At 42.6% G+C, this 16765-nt stretch carries 19 protein-coding genes and 1 tRNA gene; 10 read left to right on the top strand and 10 right to left on the bottom strand.

Features of this window, described 5'->3' with window-relative positions; translation table 11 throughout:
• Positions 1-9 precede the first annotated feature (9 nt).
• From IPP74_04400 to lipA, 3 genes are all read left to right on the top strand, one after another.
• Positions 10-900, top strand: a complete 891-nt coding sequence (locus IPP74_04400) for a hypothetical protein (GenBank protein ID MBL0318519.1) — start codon at positions 10-12, stop codon at positions 898-900.
• 267 nt (positions 901-1167) lie between these two features.
• Positions 1168-3954, top strand: coding sequence for a hypothetical protein (locus tag IPP74_04395; GenBank protein MBL0318518.1), 2787 nt, complete (start codon positions 1168-1170; stop codon positions 3952-3954).
• A 147-nt stretch (positions 3955-4101) separates the two neighbouring features.
• On the top strand, positions 4102-5055 hold the full coding sequence (gene lipA, locus IPP74_04390; GenBank protein MBL0318517.1) for a lipoyl synthase: 954 nt from the start codon (positions 4102-4104) through the stop codon (positions 5053-5055).
• On the opposite strand, the gene folP is transcribed toward lipA, so the two are convergent.
• Genes folP through IPP74_04370 form a run of 4 tightly spaced genes read right to left on the bottom strand, consistent with a single transcriptional unit; the run spans position 5002 to position 7944 of the window.
• Positions 5002-5784 (bottom strand): dihydropteroate synthase, encoded by a 783-nt coding sequence (folP, locus tag IPP74_04385; protein ID MBL0318516.1) that lies wholly within the window; start codon positions 5782-5784, stop codon positions 5002-5004. The two genes, lipA and folP, sit on opposite strands and share 54 nt — an antisense overlap.
• A complete protein-coding gene (folK, locus tag IPP74_04380; protein ID MBL0318515.1) occupies positions 5756-6301 on the bottom strand; it encodes a 2-amino-4-hydroxy-6-hydroxymethyldihydropteridine diphosphokinase in 546 nt (181 codons plus the stop codon). The genes folP and folK overlap by 29 nt, the downstream gene beginning before the upstream one ends.
• Entirely contained in the window at positions 6270-6893 is a 624-nt protein-coding gene (locus IPP74_04375) for a phosphoribosylglycinamide formyltransferase (protein MBL0318514.1), read from the bottom strand. Before IPP74_04375 ends, folK begins: the two co-directional genes overlap by 32 nt.
• Complete coding sequence (locus IPP74_04370) at positions 6883-7944, bottom strand: phosphoribosylformylglycinamidine cyclo-ligase (protein MBL0318513.1); 1062 nt, start codon at positions 7942-7944, stop codon at positions 6883-6885. The genes IPP74_04375 and IPP74_04370 overlap by 11 nt, the downstream gene beginning before the upstream one ends.
• Before the next feature lie 285 nt (positions 7945-8229).
• On the opposite strand from IPP74_04370, the gene IPP74_04365 reads away from it, so the two are divergent.
• From IPP74_04365 to IPP74_04355, 3 genes are all read left to right on the top strand, one after another.
• On the top strand, positions 8230-8475 hold the full coding sequence (locus IPP74_04365; GenBank protein ID MBL0318512.1) for a hypothetical protein: 246 nt from the start codon (positions 8230-8232) through the stop codon (positions 8473-8475).
• Between the two features lie 24 nt (positions 8476-8499).
• Positions 8500-8685 carry a DUF1328 domain-containing protein gene (locus IPP74_04360; GenBank protein ID MBL0318511.1) on the top strand — a complete coding sequence of 62 codons (186 nt, stop codon included), beginning with the start codon at positions 8500-8502 and terminating at the stop codon, positions 8683-8685.
• A gap of 310 nt (positions 8686-8995) precedes the next feature.
• On the top strand, positions 8996-10660 hold the full coding sequence (locus tag IPP74_04355; protein MBL0318510.1) for a protein phosphatase 2C family protein: 1665 nt from the start codon (positions 8996-8998) through the stop codon (positions 10658-10660).
• A 209-nt stretch (positions 10661-10869) separates the two neighbouring features.
• Here IPP74_04355 and IPP74_04350 read toward each other — a convergent pair.
• Together IPP74_04350 and IPP74_04345 are read right to left on the bottom strand one after the other, a co-directional pair.
• Positions 10870-10946 (bottom strand) — tRNA-Val (locus tag IPP74_04350).
• Positions 10947-10993: 47 nt separating this feature from the next.
• Positions 10994-11536: a TIGR00730 family Rossman fold protein gene (locus IPP74_04345; GenBank protein ID MBL0318509.1), complete on the bottom strand. Its 543-nt coding sequence runs from the start codon at positions 11534-11536 to the stop codon at positions 10994-10996.
• A gap of 135 nt (positions 11537-11671) precedes the next feature.
• On the opposite strand from IPP74_04345, the gene IPP74_04340 reads away from it, so the two are divergent.
• Positions 11672-12367 carry a phosphatidylserine decarboxylase gene (locus IPP74_04340; protein MBL0318508.1) on the top strand — a complete coding sequence of 232 codons (696 nt, stop codon included), beginning with the start codon at positions 11672-11674 and terminating at the stop codon, positions 12365-12367.
• 91 nt (positions 12368-12458) lie between these two features.
• On the opposite strand, the gene IPP74_04335 is transcribed toward IPP74_04340, so the two are convergent.
• Together IPP74_04335 and IPP74_04330 are read right to left on the bottom strand one after the other, a co-directional pair.
• Entirely contained in the window at positions 12459-12647 is a 189-nt protein-coding gene (locus IPP74_04335; protein MBL0318507.1) for a hypothetical protein, read from the bottom strand.
• Positions 12640-13419 carry an RluA family pseudouridine synthase gene (locus IPP74_04330; GenBank protein ID MBL0318506.1) on the bottom strand — a complete coding sequence of 260 codons (780 nt, stop codon included), beginning with the start codon at positions 13417-13419 and terminating at the stop codon, positions 12640-12642. Before IPP74_04330 ends, IPP74_04335 begins: the two co-directional genes overlap by 8 nt.
• A gap of 68 nt (positions 13420-13487) precedes the next feature.
• Here IPP74_04330 and IPP74_04325 point away from each other — a divergent pair, with 68 nt between their 5' ends.
• The 3 genes from IPP74_04325 (at position 13488) to IPP74_04315 (ending at position 15236) form a co-directional block, all read left to right on the top strand.
• Complete coding sequence (locus IPP74_04325) at positions 13488-14018, top strand: Smr/MutS family protein (GenBank protein ID MBL0318505.1); 531 nt, start codon at positions 13488-13490, stop codon at positions 14016-14018.
• 98 nt (positions 14019-14116) lie between these two features.
• On the top strand, positions 14117-14422 hold the full coding sequence (locus IPP74_04320; protein MBL0318504.1) for a hypothetical protein: 306 nt from the start codon (positions 14117-14119) through the stop codon (positions 14420-14422).
• Positions 14415-15236 carry a hypothetical protein gene (locus tag IPP74_04315; GenBank protein MBL0318503.1) on the top strand — a complete coding sequence of 274 codons (822 nt, stop codon included), beginning with the start codon at positions 14415-14417 and terminating at the stop codon, positions 15234-15236. The genes IPP74_04320 and IPP74_04315 overlap by 8 nt, the downstream gene beginning before the upstream one ends.
• Positions 15237-15403: 167 nt before the next feature.
• Here the strand turns inward: IPP74_04315 and IPP74_04310 are convergent, their stop codons facing one another.
• Positions 15404-15817, bottom strand: a complete 414-nt coding sequence (locus IPP74_04310) for a VOC family protein (GenBank protein ID MBL0318502.1) — start codon at positions 15815-15817, stop codon at positions 15404-15406.
• 14 nt (positions 15818-15831) lie between these two features.
• The gene (locus IPP74_04305) at positions 15832-16545 is read right to left on the bottom strand and encodes an amino acid racemase (protein MBL0318501.1); all 714 of its coding nucleotides are present in this window, start codon (positions 16543-16545) and stop codon (positions 15832-15834) included.
• Positions 16546-16765 lie beyond the last annotated feature (220 nt).

Genomic DNA, 16765 nt, shown 5'->3' with positions numbered 1-16765 from the left:
GAATTGAGTATGCTGCTGTTGTTTGGCCATTATGTGGGATTGAATGAGGGATGGACTGCGGCACTCTTAAAGAAAATGCTGACAGAAGGTGCGCAAGGTGTTTATGCTGAAGTGATGCGTCCGGCATCTTCTGATTCGTCGATGATCAAATTAGGCTCCAATGCACCTATCAGCGGTCATGACAAAAATAGAAAAGATGCTGAAGTTAAGCCAGTTGAATCGAAAGTGAGAACGGTTAAGTTAGCTACACTCGCTCCCAACGTTAATTCTATGTCGGCGCATAATGGTTCTGCGGATATAGATGTTGAGGGATTTATTAAAGGTATAAAAGCATCCTTAGAGAAAGATGAGAATGCAAAAGCGTGCATGGTGATCAAAGATGCGGGATCACAACCTGGTCTGGTCCTGTATGTGAAACAAACATTAAAGTCGCTCAATGGTTTACTTTCCCGTGTTTTTATTTCAGTGGGCGATGATGTTACATTAGCAGAGCAAATACGGGAGGCTGTTCCTGAGGCGCACATGATTGTGAAGGTCAAGGATTATCCCTCAAATGACGCGTTGCGGAGGATCTTTGATTTTAAACCTGCTGCATTACTTATCCATGAAGAAGAAATTGATGAAGCACTTATAACCCAGCTCCATCGTCGTGCTATCAAGGTTTTTGTTCTGCTTGAACCGGATATGGAGCAGGAAGAGTTATTTGACGTGGTGGGTGACTTGTTTAAATTAAGGGTTGATGCCATGATCACCACGCAGTATCGCGAAGCACAAGAGATTATTGCAGGCTCAGCTGAACTAGCTGTTGATTGGAAAGATTTGAAGAAAAATAATACTACCAAACCGAAGTTTCCAGAATTAGGGAAGATTGATAAGAAAAAATGGACTGATCGGCTGTGAGAAGCGTTTTCCTTTACGGTGACTCATCTCCAAAAAGATATTAAGAATCCGATATAGCTTAAAAAGGGCTGTGATTTTAGGTAAAATCGCTATTTATTTTCTATAAAATCTCAATGACACAATAATGGATTGATGTATATAGGCTGGGTATCAAGATTATATTGAAAGTGATGGTTTTTGATTGTATGTTGTCTAAAATCAACCAGTAACTATAGGAAATATATGAAATATACTTCAATTGAAACGATGTCGATTGCGCCATTTGAGATGAATGAAGGGTTCTCAAATATATTTAATCGCATTCATGGCGAACCCCAGTATTTTATACCGGATCCATCGAATCCTATCGTACGCAAGAACAATACAGATCAGGCCTGTGAGAACGTGCTTTATAAAATACATAAAGTTTTAATTGATAAACTTCCAGAATTGCCAATTGATTCTTTTACCGTTGAACTTGGCCATCACTCTATCATTTTGAATTTTCACGGCAATGTGGAGATTGCTGCACGTTTTGCCAAGACACTGATAGTGAATAACATTAATGAAATTGACCTCGTTGCTGGTTCTAATGGAGCCTATGTACAGATTCATCCAAGGTGCATTGCGTCCTTTATAACCGATTTCCTGGAGTTTGGAAAAGAAGAACCGGCTTTGGCAAAGAGATCATTAAAATCGAGTCTTAGCAAAGGACTAAAAAATCTTACAGGATCTGAAAAAAAGGGATCTACTAAACAATTTGGTTCCTTTTTGAGGAACATGTTTTATGTGATGGAAAGTGCAACAAATGACCTCGAAAAAGTAAAGAAATATGTGCGTAAGAATTATACAAGTGTAGACGAGCCGGCGATTGAACGCGCATATAATGCTGTTAACAGCATGCGTTATGGACGCAGAACAAATGAAAATGGTCAAGCAGAAGCATTTGTTGTCACTAGCTATGCCTTACCAAATCGTAATGAACATGAGTCTGAAGGTCTTTTTAAGGTGAATCGGGTTGTTGAAATGAAAGAGGGGGTCATCTTTGATTGGGAAAATGCTAAACAACAACAAAGTGTCTTAAAAATCATTAATAACCAAAAAGAAGCTTTTGGTAGTGAGCTGTTTTTATATGTAAGTTCGGCCTTTTTCGACCCAAAAAATCCGGAATCGCTGTTAATAAAATTTTTGGCGACAGATTGGGGAATCTTTATTGGAACAGCAACGGGTGCTGCCGATGTAATGCATAGTATTGCTGGTGACCTTGACGTTGACGTTATGGCCCAAAGTTTTACACAAACACAAATAGATATTTTAACCGCCGTACTCTTCAATCGTTTTATGAAAGATGTAGCTAATATTCTTAATTCTGAGATAAACGACATTAAGCGACAAATTAATGAAAACCCAAAGCCTATTGAAAAGGGAGAATTATGTTCCAAAGCCGCAATCATGGGAAATATAATAAGTATTAATCCCGATGAGAAAAATGTCGGTGAGGAACTGAATAGGCTTATTATAAAGCATGTTCAATTAGCTCTTGAGGCATATGTTGCATTTGATTTTACCAAAGGCACTCAGGCCAAAAATGGTACAAGAAGTCTTGCGCTACTGCAAGAAATTCGTTCGTATTTGTCTGAAGCTCTTAAAATTTCAGGTAAAAAATACGACTCAATTCCTGGGGTTGTTCTAAATGCATTACGTGAAATCCCTAAATTGGATGGTGCCTTGAATGAAGGAAAGCTCTTTACGGCAACTTATGCAGCATTCTATAATGTATCGAAGGATCAGCTAACTGAATTTGTTGCCGCCCGCTTAGAAGACTTTATGTATTGGTCGGGAAAAACAAAGGATATTGAAAATTTCTTGCGTGGAACCATTATTGAGGCGATCGATCGGGGAGCTGAATTTCCTGCGGGAGAATATGCTGGTCTTGAATATCGATTGGGCCTAGTAGAAGAATGTAAAGCAGTTGATGTTGCGCGGCTCATTAAACGCCAGCAAGATGGTAAGGATTTTCCATTAAAACCCTGTGATGTCAGCGAGCTGTCACTGCTTCCCAATTTTCTGAATGTCATGGCTGGTGCTATTCGTCCAGCAAACGGTGATAAAACATCGGTAGACCGGTACATCAAGGCGTTAAAGAAAACAGCTGCATTTTATGCTTGTTATTTTAATTTAGCTTCTAATGTTGCTGAAACCCCAGATTTTGCAAAGTACATCGTAGACCGTGTGCAGGTTAGTATTATGAACAAGCAACAAGACGATGCATTGAAGATGGCGCAAGAGCATCAACCATTAGCTGATTTTGTGGTGCGATTATCACATTATGCACCCTTGTGTAATTCTTTACTCCAAATCGAAGGCTATCGAGCTGACTATGATCTCTTTGCCTATGAAATGCTTGGGTTTAAATCGCGTTTAGAAAAAGACCCAGACTGCCTTGATCGTTGGGTTAAAGAATGGGCGTATACGCAAGCCTTTAAACAGGTGCTTAACGAGACATTACAAGAGGTGGGTCATCCTAATGATCAAAAAATACTAACGCTTTTAACGAGTGCTGAATGCTATGTTTCAACTCATTTCTTTGCTAAGGATATGATCGCTTTTTATGACCATGCAATTGATAAAAAAAATCAGGCTCTTGCTGAAAAGACGAGTAATGCTTATCAAAAATTCAATCAATACTTAGTTGGAGATATAAACGATCCTCTGGGAGCGCTGGTAATCGATCGTTATAATCAAATATACGCTGATATTCAAGAGCAAGCTAAAGAATTAGTCCAGCTTGATCAAAGAAATTCGAATATCAAAGAAGTAAAAAATGAGGTAAAAAATGAGGTTATTATCATCAATATTTCTCCTCCAGTTATTGAAAATGAAAGGCCTGTGTCACGGCGTGATCATTCCGCCTCTATAAATGAAGGGGCTCGCGGCGCTAACTCATGGGTTAACCGACAAAGCAGCCTTGGAAATAGTGGTATCAGTGGTCGTGGTCGTGGTCTTGGTCGTGGAGGTTCTTCTTTCGCACTCAGCCGGAGTAATAACCCTCAACTACCCCCTAACAATCAATAGTATGCAATTAAATGCGAACAAAAGCTATTGAATGATACATGGTTATTGTGCCCCCTGACAGGGGGCACAATCCCTTGTATTTACTTTATTTGCCTTACTAATCAAAAAGAGTTATACTCCAGCTTCTTAGGCCTATAGAGATAGACGATGGTAGAACAAGCAAATCAGAACCGAATTCCTAAACCTGATTGGATTCGTGTTAAAGCTCCTAATTCTCAAGAGTTTTTTGCCACCAACCAGTTGGTAAGGCAGCATAAACTAAATACCGTGTGTGAGGAAGCGGCATGCCCTAATATTGGGGAGTGCTGGAAGCAAAAACATGTGACTGTGATGATTCTTGGTTCCGTATGTACCCGCGCCTGTGCTTTCTGTAATATCAAGACGGGGCGTCCAGATTTGCTAGATCCCCATGAACCTGAGAATCTAGCCCAGGCTATTTCAAAATTGGGCTTGAACCATGTGGTCATTACCTCGGTTGATAGGGATGATTTACCAGATGGAGGCGCTCACCATTTTGCCGAATGTATCCAACGTATCCGTGAAACGTCACCGGGAACAACCATTGAAGTGTTAACCCCCGATTTTTTACGCAAGCCTGGTGCCCTAGAAATTGTTGTGGCTGCCCGCCCTGACGTCTATAACCATAATATCGAAACAGTGCCAAGGCTTTATCATCATATTCGCCCGGGTGCCCGTTATTTTCATTCGCTTAACCTTTTAAGACGGGTTAAAGAGCTGGATCCTTCTATCTTTACCAAATCGGGTATCATGGTGGGGTTAGGTGAAGTGGATGAGGAGGTGCTGCAAGTGATGGATGATTTCCGCGCCGCCGATGTTGATTTTATGACCATTGGCCAATATTTACAGCCAACTCCTAAACATGCACCAGTAAAACGTTTTGTGGAGCCAGATAAATTTGATTATTTTGGTCGTATGGCCAGGGTCAAAGGGTTCCTGATGGTCTCATCCAGCCCAATGACGCGCTCTTCATACCATGCTGGCGATGATTTTGTGAAACTCCGCGCGGCCAGAGAAGAGCAGCTGGTATTATTGCAACGAGATACAGGCGAGTTTATTGCTGATAACGTTGTGAACACGTAAATAATCAACCTGTTTACGGCATAATTGGGCACTTACCCGGCATGTTTCTGGATCCCTGTCTTTGGGAGCCTTATCGGGTGCAAGGAAACCTTTGCGGGAATGACCGATAAAAAGTGGGTATCCAAATGCTTTCAATTCGTCTGCGCGATTGATAAGTGACCAGCATTGGTCAACATTTTTACCAAAACCGATCCCTGGGTCAAAAATAAGCCGCTGCTTGTCTATCCCGGCCGCGGATGCGTGGCTAATGCACGTGTCCAACCATTGCTTCAGGTAGAGAATGGGGTCGATATCATCAGGAATAGTCATGGTGCGCTCGGCGGGAATGGAAACACTGTGCATGACCACAATGCTAACATGGCTTGATGCCGCGACATCAATCATGGCTTGGTCGCTTAAGCCTGATACATCATTCATCCAGTCGATACCTAGATCAACAGCACGTTGAACATTCTCAGGATGACGTGAGTCTAAGCTGGCTAACGCTCCCAGTTGATGGATATGGTTGATGATCGATTTGAGATAGGGAGCAAGACGTTGCCATTCTTCTTTGGCAGATAAGGGGATGGCATTGGGGCGTGTTGATTCTGCCCCTATATCAATAACAGCTGCACCTTCTTTTATGAGGGTTGTGCATGAGATCAATAATGAAGAAAGATCCGTATAACTTCCGCCATCTGAAAAAGAATCAGGGGTAAGATTAAGAATGCCAACGAGGCGGGTCGGCATAAAAGACTGCTTTGTTTTCGGTTAATTTCGCAACCCATTCCTTGATGCTGTGAGGCGTGCCTGGAATACTGGTATCAGGAGCAATGTCGGCGGCAGGAACGAGGGCAAAATCACGCTTAGTAAATTGAATATGCGGAATGGTAAGGCTCGGCGTTTCTAATTGATAATCGCCATATAAAAGCACATCAATATCAATAACCCGTGGAGACCAGCGCTCAGGCGATAAGCGGCCCATTTTATCTTCGCATTCTTTAAGTTGTTGCAATAATTTACCAGGTGCCAGATGGGTAGTACCCATAACGCACATATTTAAAAAAGGTTTATCCCACTCTTTGGGGGATTCAGGAGCAAGCGTTGCCGGGGTTTCATAGACCGGAGATGCAATCATCGTCTCGATGAGTTTATGATCCTCAATGAATTTCAATGCAGAAATAAGGTTGGTGTAACGATCGCCAAGATTAGTGCCAAGGCCAATTAATACGAAACTAGAGAGTGTTGATGTGGACGCGTCGGTCATGTATGGATAGCCTTCCAGAAGTTAAAAGTTGTAGTGCAAGAGGGAGGCTCGTATACTCGGCTTCGTGGATACGATCGAGTAAACGTGCTTCGTCATCTTGATTATAAACAGGGACAGTTGATTGAATAATAATAGGTCCTGAATCCATTTCTGAAGTCACAAAATGGACGGTGCATCCGGTCACTTTAACCCCATATCGTAAGGCATCATGCACGGCATGAGAGCCCTTGAAGGAAGGAAGTAATGACGGATGGATATTAATCATTTTACCCTCCCATTTGTTAACAAATTGCGGTGTGAGTAAGCGCATGAAACCAGCTAATACCACGTAATCGATATTAAATTCTATCAAAGCCTCGTGCATTGCTTCATCGCATTCCTCACGGCTTTGGTAATGTTTAAGCTCAATAACATGCTGCGAAATGCCGGCTTGTTGTGCTCTCGTTAAACCGTAAATATCGTCCTTATTGGAAATAACCAATTCAATCGTTGCAGGGTAATCGGGATTTGCTGCTGCATCAATTAATGCCTGAAGGTTAGAGCCATTACCCGAAATAAGAACAGCCACACGGGCTTTCCGATTATCTGGCATATAATGTTTCCTTGCGGTTCAGCAAAACAGCTTGGCTGGTTCTTGGAGCAATATGCCCTAATTTATAAACGGTTTCACCATGCTGGGTAAATACGTGTGAAATGGAATCAACAGAATCCTTATCGACTACCACAATCATGCCAATACCGTTGTTAAAGGTACGGAACATGTCGTCATAATCTACACCGCCTTCATTGGCAAGCCAGCTAAAGATTGGCAGAGGCTGCCAAGCACTGCAGTCGATTGACACAGCTAAATGATCAGGAAGAACCCTTGGGATATTTTCAACGAGACCACCACCGGTAATATGGGCAAGCGCTTTTAATCCTCCAGACTTTTTAGCAGCCAGGCAGCTTTTGACATAAATACGGGTAGGGGTTAATAGTAGCTCTGCCCAGGTTAATCCAGAAACAGGGGAGGCAGATGTAAGGGAAATACCCTGGTGATCAAGCGTATGACGAACCAGCGAGAAGCCATTGGAATGAACCCCAGAAGAGGCAAGGCCTAGAACCACATCGCCCTCCTGCAAGGTTGGTTTTGGCAGTATTTCACTGCGCTCGACGATGCCTACCGAAAATCCGGCTAAATCATAATGGCCTGCCTCATACATGCCAGGCATTTCAGCTGTTTCGCCACCGAGTAGACCGCAACCAGCCTGTTTGCAGCCATCGCTAATGCCTTTAATAACTGAGGCAGCGACATCGACATGAAGTTTTCCTGTAGCAAAATAATCGAGGAAAAACAGAGGTTCAGCACCCTGCACAACTAAGTCATTCACACACATGGCGACGAGGTCAATACCTACCGTGTCGTGTTTATCTGCGGCAAATGCCAGTTTAAGTTTTGTGCCAACGCCATCTGTGGCAGCAACCAGGATAGGATCCTGGTATTTTACTTTAGCCAGGTCGAATAAACCGCCAAACCCGCCTAAATCGGCATCCATACCAAGTCTTGCTGTAGCCTTGGCAAAAGGTTTAATACGGTCAACTAAACGGTTGCCGGCATCGATGTCTACGCCTGCATCAGCGTAGGTAAGGGGCTTGGAAGCCATGGTCTGGTGCCTACTTACTAGATTAATCATTCACATTTCTTTACCAGTCAATCATATCTGCAAACCCAGGAAAATCAAGTGAAACTGATAAGAAAAAAGGTTAATTTTGGCAGCATCCTTATCTAGGCAGTTCTGTTGAGCCTTTTTGATTTCTTACATGTGAGTTCTCAGCTCCCTCCATCTCTATAGGTTTTACGGTAATCTTACGCTTAATCTGTTTTATCATGCTGCACTCTTACGGGGCGTTCCCTATCATATCTTTATAACGCTTAGAAAGGAGAGTTTATGAGAAAATTGACAAATGTAGTGGTTGCTATGGCGGTTTTTACGCTGGTGTCTGGCTGTGGAACTTCAACAACTGATCGTGCACTGAGTGGTGCTGGTATTGGTGCTGGTGTGGGTGCTGTAAGCGGAGCTGTGGTTGGTGGTGATCCCGTGACTGGTGCTGTAATAGGTGGGGCGGTTGGTGCAGCTGCTGGCGGACTGACGCGTAAAAAAGATGTTAATCTGGGTGAGCCATTCTGGCGCTAATTTAACGGATTACGGAGAATACGTATGTTGAACTATGTCATAACTTTTTTTGTTTTGGCAGTGATAGCATCTCTGCTTGGGTTTACGGGGCTTGCTGCTGATTTTGCTGGAATTGCCAGATTCTTGGCGTTTTTGTTTGTGATGCTGTTTCTTGCGACATTGGTCTACAGTATTATAACGGGACGCAGGCCGCCCAGCCCGCCTCAATAAGTTCTAGGCACTGTGCTGGGCAGCTAACACGACCTTGGATTCCAGGCAAATGTGGCTCCAAAAGTTGCCAGAATGTATCACAACTATCATGACGTACAGGTGCTAACATAGTTTTTCCTTTAATTGTTTTAAGAAAGCGTACAGCACGCTTATTTTTGTGTAAGGATACTATCTAACAAAATAACAATAAAAAAGGGAGCATCATTGCTCCCTTTTTTATTGTTATTTCAACTGCAAAGCGAAAGACACTTGAGATATATTCCCTAACCTATTATATATTGCTCATCAACATGATATAAAATGAAGAAATATGACATTTGTTTTAAAAGAAGAACATTATTTTTCTGCACTTGAAAAGACCTTAAATGGGCTTAATGATAATCCTCTGCCTACAGCGTTTATGTTACATCCAGATTACGACTATTTAGGGTGTTTTGATATTAAGAGTTTTGTTTTGCATTATTTCTTGGATAACCCCACATGCCAGGATATGAATTTTCAAAACATTGAGCGGTTATTACGCGAATTAGACGAGAAACAGTATACCCAACGTTATTTTAGCAATTTCATTCATCAGTTTCTTCAAGAATTGCGTCTTTTAAATAACCAATGCCAACATGAAGAATCCATGAGGGAGAAAGAACATTGGCCCGTTTTGGTGGGAGAACTCACGGATGAACTAACCGCTAAAGAAGACAATATCTCTTCATCGATAATCCTGGGAAAACTCAAGGTGTGTATTGAGGAAACAATAGGTCGAAGGCCCAGACAGGAAGATGCGTATTATCTTGACATAGCTGATGCTATTCCTGAGGAGCATAGGTTAAAGATTCCTGAGGTGCTTCAGAAAACATTTGCAGCTTGTCAGAAAAAAATTGAACAAAACTTTCCTCCCAGAAAACTGAAAAGGGGAGGGACACTTTCTGCTGGTTCTACAGCGCTTTTGGGTTATTTGTCTGGTACCAACCTTTATCTGGCAAATACCGGTGATAGTGTGGCCGCTTTATTTTTTGTGAATGAAGAAGGGCATTATGAATCAATGCAATTGAATTTGGAGCATACGACTACTGATTTATTAAATCATCGATTTGTTACGACGCATCAAGGTACGGTTAATGCGAAAGGGCAGATTAATAATTCATTGAGCGTAGGACGCGCATTGGGTGACAGTTATCTCTTAGGGGCATTATGCGCGCAACCTGATATTCTTCATTTTGATTTAGCCGAATTATTCAAAGATCGGAAGATTCAATTATCAACATTACGACTTATTTTTGCATGTGATGGCGCGTTTGAATGTCGTGATCCTGCCAAAAAAACATTAGCACTAGCCAATTTTTGTCGTTTGTTTGATACGATCTCGGATAAGGAATCACCTCTTGCCGCATTGATGCTTCGAGCGGCTTTTAATGCGGTTAGTAACGATAATATAAGCGTTTTGGAGCTGTTCTTTGAATCGGTATTATTGTCTGAATTGTCTCAAGAAGCGGTGCATGATTATGTGTTTGCACTGTATGATGGGCATGGTGGTCAAGTCGTGGCGAAGTGGCTAGCCACAAACTGGATTTTGCAGTTTAGAATGATATGGGATGAATTAGTACCTGGGGGAAAAATATCGAGTCAAGTTTCTACTCGAGAAAATAGTGATGCTGAGGATGAATTGGAGGAACCTTCGCCAATTGAGATAAAAGAAGAAGTAAACCCCACTCCTGTAGTGAATCGGCAGGATACGCTTACGGAGAATGCTAACACGTCAAAGCTCAATGAACGTAAACGAGGAAGCTACCAGCCGGGTACGGATGAAGGCATTGAACCTAGCAAACGGCAAAAAAGGTCAGACTGGTCACAGCATGTCCTCCAGGTGCAACCAATAGAATCCCAAAAACCGGAGCAAGCGAAGACGCAATACTGGACAGATACGGCATTGAAAAAATCCGGTGGGAATGGCCGGACTTTTTCGATGGGGGGTGAGTAGGGCTTATCGTCGTTTGGGGTGTGGAAAAAAGGAAACGGGTTGGAATGTCTGTGGAGAGCGAACGTAAAGCGTGTGTTCTGAGAATCTCCTTACGCTAAAGTTTCACCAGATACCTTGCGATCTCTATCTCGCTCTATCTAGCTCGATCTCCCTCGATCTCCCTCGATCTCCAAGTGGCTGAGTCTCCCAAAGCTAGTGGAAGCGAAGGGTGGTGGGCGGTAATGGACTCGAACCATCGACCTCCACGATGTCAACGTGGCGCTCTAACCAGCTGAGCTAACCGCCCTCAGTGGAGGGCGGATTATAGCAGTGCTTATTAAGGCTGGCAAGTGTCTAGTGGATAAGGTGGAAAATTTCATCAACTTCATTGACCACTTCGTATAATTTACGGGTTTTGAAACTAGCAAAACCATTGGCGATGAAGTGATCTGTCATATGAACCCACGAATCGAAATAACCACTATGATTAAGGATAACGATTGGTTTGGTATGGGTATTTAACTGTTTCCAGGTAATAACCTCAAATGTTTCATCCATTGTACCAAAGCCACCTGGCAAAACGATGAATGCGTCAGAGCGCTCAAACATCGTCATTTTACGGGTGTGCATATCGAGCACGTTGATCAATTCGGTTAGGCCTTCATGTTGTGGTTCAAGCCCTTCCAGTACTTTAGGAAATACACCGGTTACTTTACCGCCGCCATCCAGGCATCCAGAAGCAACGGCGCCCATCATGCCACTTTTGCCACCACCATAAACCAAATGGATATCGCGTTGGGCAATTTTTTTGCCAACATTAGTGGCAATCTCTAAATATTCTTTTGAAATGCCGTTACTGGCTCCACAAAAAACGGCTACTGAGCGAATACGTTTCATAAATTCCTTTAATCGCAGTTGTTTTTTTTATCACTAGAGGTATGATAAGGTTCTTATTATTCCCACCAGCGGCTTAATCTTAATGTAAAAGCAATTGGTAAACAAATATCTAACGCCCTAGTCTAAGAGGAAAACATGTTACATTCAATTCGTGATATTATTACTCCCCTTCATAAAGAAGGTATTGTGTTCATTTTAATCGGAATCGCAGCGTCGTTGCTATTCTTGGCTCTGGCTCCTATGCTAGGTTGGATATGTGTGGTGGTGACGTTGTGGATGACGTATTTTTTCCGCGACCCTGTCCGTGTTATCCCTCAAGGTGAAGATTTTGTGGTGAGCCCTGCTGATGGTAAGGTGCAGATGATTACTCGTGCAGCTCCTCCTCCAGAATTGGAAATGGGTGATCAGCCATTAACACGTATCAGTATTTTCTTGAACGTGTTTGATGTGCATGTGAACCGTGTTCCCCACAGTGGAACCATCAAAAAGCTTCATTACCATCCCGGTAAATTCTTTAACGCGTCGCTTGATAAAGCAAGTGAACATAATGAACGCCAGTCGGTGTTGCTGGAAACCACTCATGGACAAGAAATTGCGTTTGTGCAAATCGCCGGTTTAGTGGCTCGTCGTATTGTGTGCGATCTCCAGGAAGGTCAATCGGTGAAATCAGGTGAACGTTACGGTATTATCCGTTTTGGCAGCCGTGCTGATGTTTATCTTCCTGAGGGTGTCAATCCTTTAGTTGTTGTTGGTCAACGTGCCGTTGGCGGGGAAACCATCCTTGCTAATCTGAAAAGTGCTGAAGACGCACGCGAAGGAACAGCGATATAGAAATACAGACTGCGGAGCGTGGTTCCCACCACCCCAGATTCATGCTGAAGAAGCATGAATCTGGCCCACCTCCGAGAGGAGGGGAACCTCGTTATATTTTTAATGGATTCGTTATCCCCAAATGTTTCAAACTCTCGCGCATATGCCGAGGGAGTGGGGCTTTGATCTTCAGATGTTTGCCATCAATAGAATCGAATTCAATCATTCCAGCATGGAGATGGAGCGATTCGCTGAGATCATCGATCATCGCTTCATAACCAGCATATTTGCCATCACCCACTATGGGATGGCCAATGGCAAGCCATATGCACGCGCAACTGGTGTTTACGCCCGGTGTAAGGGACAAGTTCTACTAAAGCTGCGATACCGTGGATATACTCAATGATGCGGTAAAAGGTTTTGGCAGTTTGTCCGTCCTTTTTATTTACTTCCATGATCTCCCGATCGCTGCCAGTACCTTGGGCAAGTGGCAGATTAATCCAGCCTTCTTCTTCTTCAGGAATGCCTTTAACCAGGGCATAATAGGTTTTGGTAATCGGTTTTTTACTTCTAAACAGCGATGTCAAATGCTGAGCTGATTCGGTCGTGCGGGCTAATAAAAGTACGCCACTGGTATCGCGGTCGAGCCGATGCACCAATTTAGGTGCATGAAGATGATCGCCTTTAAGGCTGAAGGCCAGGCGGTCAACACTGATTTTAATATCAGGCCCCCCCTGTACGGCAAGTCCCGGTGCTTTGTTGATGGCGATGAGGTTTTTATCTTGATAGATAACCGATTTGACAAAATCGGAAATCACATGCTCAGAAACCGACCTCAGCGGATCAAGTGGTTTGGGAGCCGGGTTAGAGGTACAAGAAGGCGGAAGTTTGACAACATCCCATGCTTTGAGGGTATAGTCGGCTTCGACTTTTTTACCGTTTACGGTAATTGCTTTCTTGCGCAATAATTTGAAAACCAGAGTTTTGGGCACTTCAGGGAAATGCTTCTTGATCCAGCGGTCTAGCCGCGCGCCTTGTTCTTCTTCTAGAACTACTTTATTAACAACCGTCATTTTATTTCCTTAAAAACAGGGCTTTTCTGTAGGGGGATTATACCATAGAATAAGGGAAAAGGTAGACTATGATGGCTGATTATCCTCCCATGGAAGGTGATGATGACGAAAATACCGCCTGGGAGCGGATTAAAAAGCGCGTTTCACCGCTTAGAGACAAAGACCGTTATTATCAGCCCGATTCTGCCTCGACCCATTTTGTTAATGATCTAAAAGCAAAGCCTTGGGTTCCTTCCAAGCCTTTATGGCTCTCGTTTTTGCATCCTGATGAACCCCTTGCCAGTCAAATTGAGGTAAGGCCTGTATCACCACAGCAGGCAGGTAGGGCTGGTGTTGTTTCTGTGGATTTGCACGGACTTACCCTTGATGCAGCCTGGGGACTTTTGGAGAACCGGATTCCACAGCTTAGAAACCAGGGTATTAAACGTATGATTATCATCACTGGTAAAGGATCAAGCCCAGAGAATGTGGATAGACGATTATGTGACCATGTGCCTAAATGGCTTAAACATTCTTCACTGTCTATGTATATAAAGCATGTTAGCCAGGCAGAAAAACATCATGGGGGAGCAGGGGCACTTTATGTTGATTTTAAGTAATATATAAGCATTATATCAATATTTTTGGTATAAATAATATAAATATTTAATAATATTATATGATTATAGATATAGTAAATATTGTTAAGTATAGATTTATGTCTGATGATTTTGATTTTACTTATCCGCATTTTCCAAAGGATCAAGCTTATCCTATCTATCCTATACAACCGACAGGGAGCTATCATAAACAACATTATCCAGAGGATGATCGTTGGCCACTCCCTACAGAGAAACGTGAGCATTCTAAAGCTGAAGATCATCCCAAGCTTACAGAGAATCAAGAAATTACCGAGGTCGAACTACTTTCCATTCCCCTGCTTGCAATGGAGGGGCCCGCTGTTTATAAGCAGGTGCAGAATTTGTGCGATCGCGCAAACCCAAAACATATTTGTGATGAATGATAAAGGTGTCAAAGTCGGGCGTAATATTACTGGGTTTGGCAGTAAATTAGAATACGTGTCTGAAGAACCAACGATTACTATCTATGACCTTGAAACGTGTTCAACTGTTGGAAGTGAAAAGAAATTATCGGTAGGAACAGATGGTCTAAACGAAAAGGGAATAATAGAACAGAATTATGCTGATTACATGGATATGCTACTAGAAAATGGTGCTACTTTTCCTCAATTAGAGATCGGTCGCATTTTGCCTATTATTGCTGTGATAAATGAAAGCCGAGATAATATCACCGAATTAGATATCAATTTCGATCTGATCGGTTCCGATGGCATTGATAAAGACCGGTTTGTCATATTAGGAGTGTTCGATGGTAATGGTGGACCTCAGGTATCGAGCTTATTAGCAAAAACATTTTATACTATTTTTGAAAAACAAATTGAAAAATTGGGAGCTTTGCCGTTGATAAAAGGCCATACACAAGCGTCCAAATATCAACCTAATGCTCATGCGCTTGGGATAGACAGCATTAGTGTGGATCAGGATTCACAAACCCATTTTATTTTGAATTTCAAAACTTATGATGATGCTCGTGCCTTTATTAAAAACCATGCAGAAAAATTCAAAGATGTGCGTTTCTGTAATTGCCGCGAATCCCATAAAATCAGTGATTTCTTCAATGCCGAGGTTTTAAATAAAAACGGGATAAGGGATTATCCTCATGCTTTTATGCTGTTAGTCGATAAACCATCCTTTAAGAAAGTTCTGAAAGAAACGATCACGTCTCAAATAAAAGGTCATTCGCAAGGTATAGGGTAAATTTAAGAAAAAAGGGGCGTGATTTTTAATGGATCATTCATAGGGTATCATGCTCCTTATCCAACCGGCAGGATTGGGATCACCCATTAGAATAACTCCAAGACTAGGGACATCATAGACGTGTTGAGGGTACGCGACACTCTCTTCTAAAATATTAATAGATGTTTTTAGCTGGCAAATAACTGTGACATATCCTTAAACGATTTAAATTCAAGGGCGTTGCCACTGGGGTCAAAGAAGAGCATCGTTGCCTGCTCACCTATTTCGTTTTTAAAACGAATATAAGGTTCGACGATAAATTGGATGTGGGCACCTTTGAGTTTATCAGCTAATGGGTGCCATTCATCCCACGCAAGCACAATGCCAAAATGCCGGACGGGCACCGATTTGCCATCCACTTGGTTGGCAGTTACAGGTGTGGTTTCTTCAGGCTTTACGTGCGCTGATAGTTGGTGTCCAAAAAAATTGAAATCGATCCATTTGTCCGATTCTCTGCCAATGGGACAACCCAAGAAATCGGCATAAAATGCTCTGGTGGTTGTGATTTCGTTAACAGGGATGGCTAAATGAAAAGGGTGCATACGGATGATTTTCTTTAAAAATTAGCAGAGGTAAGTGCAAATTGAAGGGCGGCTTCGCATTGAACATGAATGGTATTGACTATTGTCAGAGCGGTCATACTTTGGTTAACGGCAAGAGGTAGTTCGGTGCAGGCAAGGACGACCGAATCTACCTTATCGCGGTACTGATCGAGCAGTTGTTTGAAATAGGCTTGGTCGACGGAGGTGACAGGATTCCCTGTTGCAAGCCTGGTTTGAATGTCTTGAATATGGTGACGATCTGCAAGGTCAGGTGTCACAACCTCTAGTCCATATTGCTCAAATTTTCCTGAAAAATAGGGATCTTCCATACTTGCCTGGGTAGCAAGCAATAACAGGCGCTTATGTCCCTGTTTGTGCATGGATTGTGCGGTTAAATCAAGCGCATGAAAAAAAGGAATGCTTATATTGAGTTCGGCAGCAATCTGATCATAGGCTTTGTGGAGGGTGTTATTACAGAGAATCAGGCAGTCAGGTCTTAATGCCAATGCAGACTGAAACTCGGCCTTCAATAAGGCAGGAATTTCGTGCCAATGATCGCGGTAACGGCTTTTAATCGGTTGATAATCGATACTATATAAAATAAGCCTGGCTGAGTGTGAATCTCCTAGCGCAGTGGCCGTCATGTGATTAAGAAGCCTGTAATATTCAATAGTAGATGGCCAACTGGTGCCACCGATAAGGCCAATGGTTTTCATGGGTGTGTTCATGGGCTGACTCTTTTGCCGTGTATGCGTAGTGATGAGCATAAGCGAAATTTTGGAAAGATAAATGGTTAATTAGGGTGTGGGAAGGATAAATGGCTATTATATAAATTCAGAATGTTGAAGCCAGTTCGAAAAAGAGCAGCAGGGTTACTCAAACTAGCCCTCCTGTTATTAAAACGGATTCTAGAGATATTGGAAACTCTAAGATCGTTTTAGCTAACTG

It is taken from the genome of Alphaproteobacteria bacterium (assembly GCA_016722515.1).
In the GTDB taxonomy this organism is placed as follows: domain Bacteria; phylum Pseudomonadota; class Alphaproteobacteria; order Rickettsiales; family JADKJE01; genus JADKJE01.
The sequence above is the reverse complement of the archived record's forward strand: the minus strand, read 5'-3'. Positions and strand labels throughout refer to the sequence as shown.

Bases quoted from the DNA above. Each gene is read 5' to 3' on its own strand.
- IPP74_04330 (MBL0318506.1), bottom strand. From the start codon at position 13,419: ATGACGGTTGTTAATAAAGTAGTTCTAGAAGAAGAACAAGGCGCGCGG.
- IPP74_04360 (MBL0318511.1), top strand. From the start codon at position 8,500: ATGTTGAACTATGTCATAACTTTTTTTGTTTTGGCAGTGATAGCATCT.
- folP (MBL0318516.1), bottom strand. From the start codon at position 5,784: ATGCCGACCCGCCTCGTTGGCATTCTTAATCTTACCCCTGATTCTTTT.
- IPP74_04310 (MBL0318502.1), bottom strand. From the start codon at position 15,817: ATGCACCCTTTTCATTTAGCCATCCCTGTTAACGAAATCACAACCACC.
- IPP74_04325 (MBL0318505.1), top strand. From the start codon at position 13,488: ATGATGGCTGATTATCCTCCCATGGAAGGTGATGATGACGAAAATACC.
- lipA (MBL0318517.1), top strand. From the start codon at position 4,102: ATGGTAGAACAAGCAAATCAGAACCGAATTCCTAAACCTGATTGGATT.
- IPP74_04355 (MBL0318510.1), top strand. From the start codon at position 8,996: ATGACATTTGTTTTAAAAGAAGAACATTATTTTTCTGCACTTGAAAAG.
- IPP74_04400 (MBL0318519.1), top strand. From the start codon at position 10: ATGCTGCTGTTGTTTGGCCATTATGTGGGATTGAATGAGGGATGGACT.
- IPP74_04345 (MBL0318509.1), bottom strand. From the start codon at position 11,536: ATGAAACGTATTCGCTCAGTAGCCGTTTTTTGTGGAGCCAGTAACGGC.
- IPP74_04375 (MBL0318514.1), bottom strand. From the start codon at position 6,893: ATGCCAGATAATCGGAAAGCCCGTGTGGCTGTTCTTATTTCGGGTAAT.
- IPP74_04370 (MBL0318513.1), bottom strand. From the start codon at position 7,944: ATGGCTTCCAAGCCCCTTACCTACGCTGATGCAGGCGTAGACATCGAT.
- IPP74_04320 (MBL0318504.1), top strand. From the start codon at position 14,117: ATGTCTGATGATTTTGATTTTACTTATCCGCATTTTCCAAAGGATCAA.
- IPP74_04365 (MBL0318512.1), top strand. From the start codon at position 8,230: ATGAGAAAATTGACAAATGTAGTGGTTGCTATGGCGGTTTTTACGCTG.
- folK (MBL0318515.1), bottom strand. From the start codon at position 6,301: ATGACCGACGCGTCCACATCAACACTCTCTAGTTTCGTATTAATTGGC.
- IPP74_04340 (MBL0318508.1), top strand. From the start codon at position 11,672: ATGTTACATTCAATTCGTGATATTATTACTCCCCTTCATAAAGAAGGT.
- IPP74_04315 (MBL0318503.1), top strand. From the start codon at position 14,415: ATGAATGATAAAGGTGTCAAAGTCGGGCGTAATATTACTGGGTTTGGC.
- IPP74_04305 (MBL0318501.1), bottom strand. From the start codon at position 16,545: ATGAACACACCCATGAAAACCATTGGCCTTATCGGTGGCACCAGTTGG.
- IPP74_04395 (MBL0318518.1), top strand. From the start codon at position 1,168: ATGAATGAAGGGTTCTCAAATATATTTAATCGCATTCATGGCGAACCC.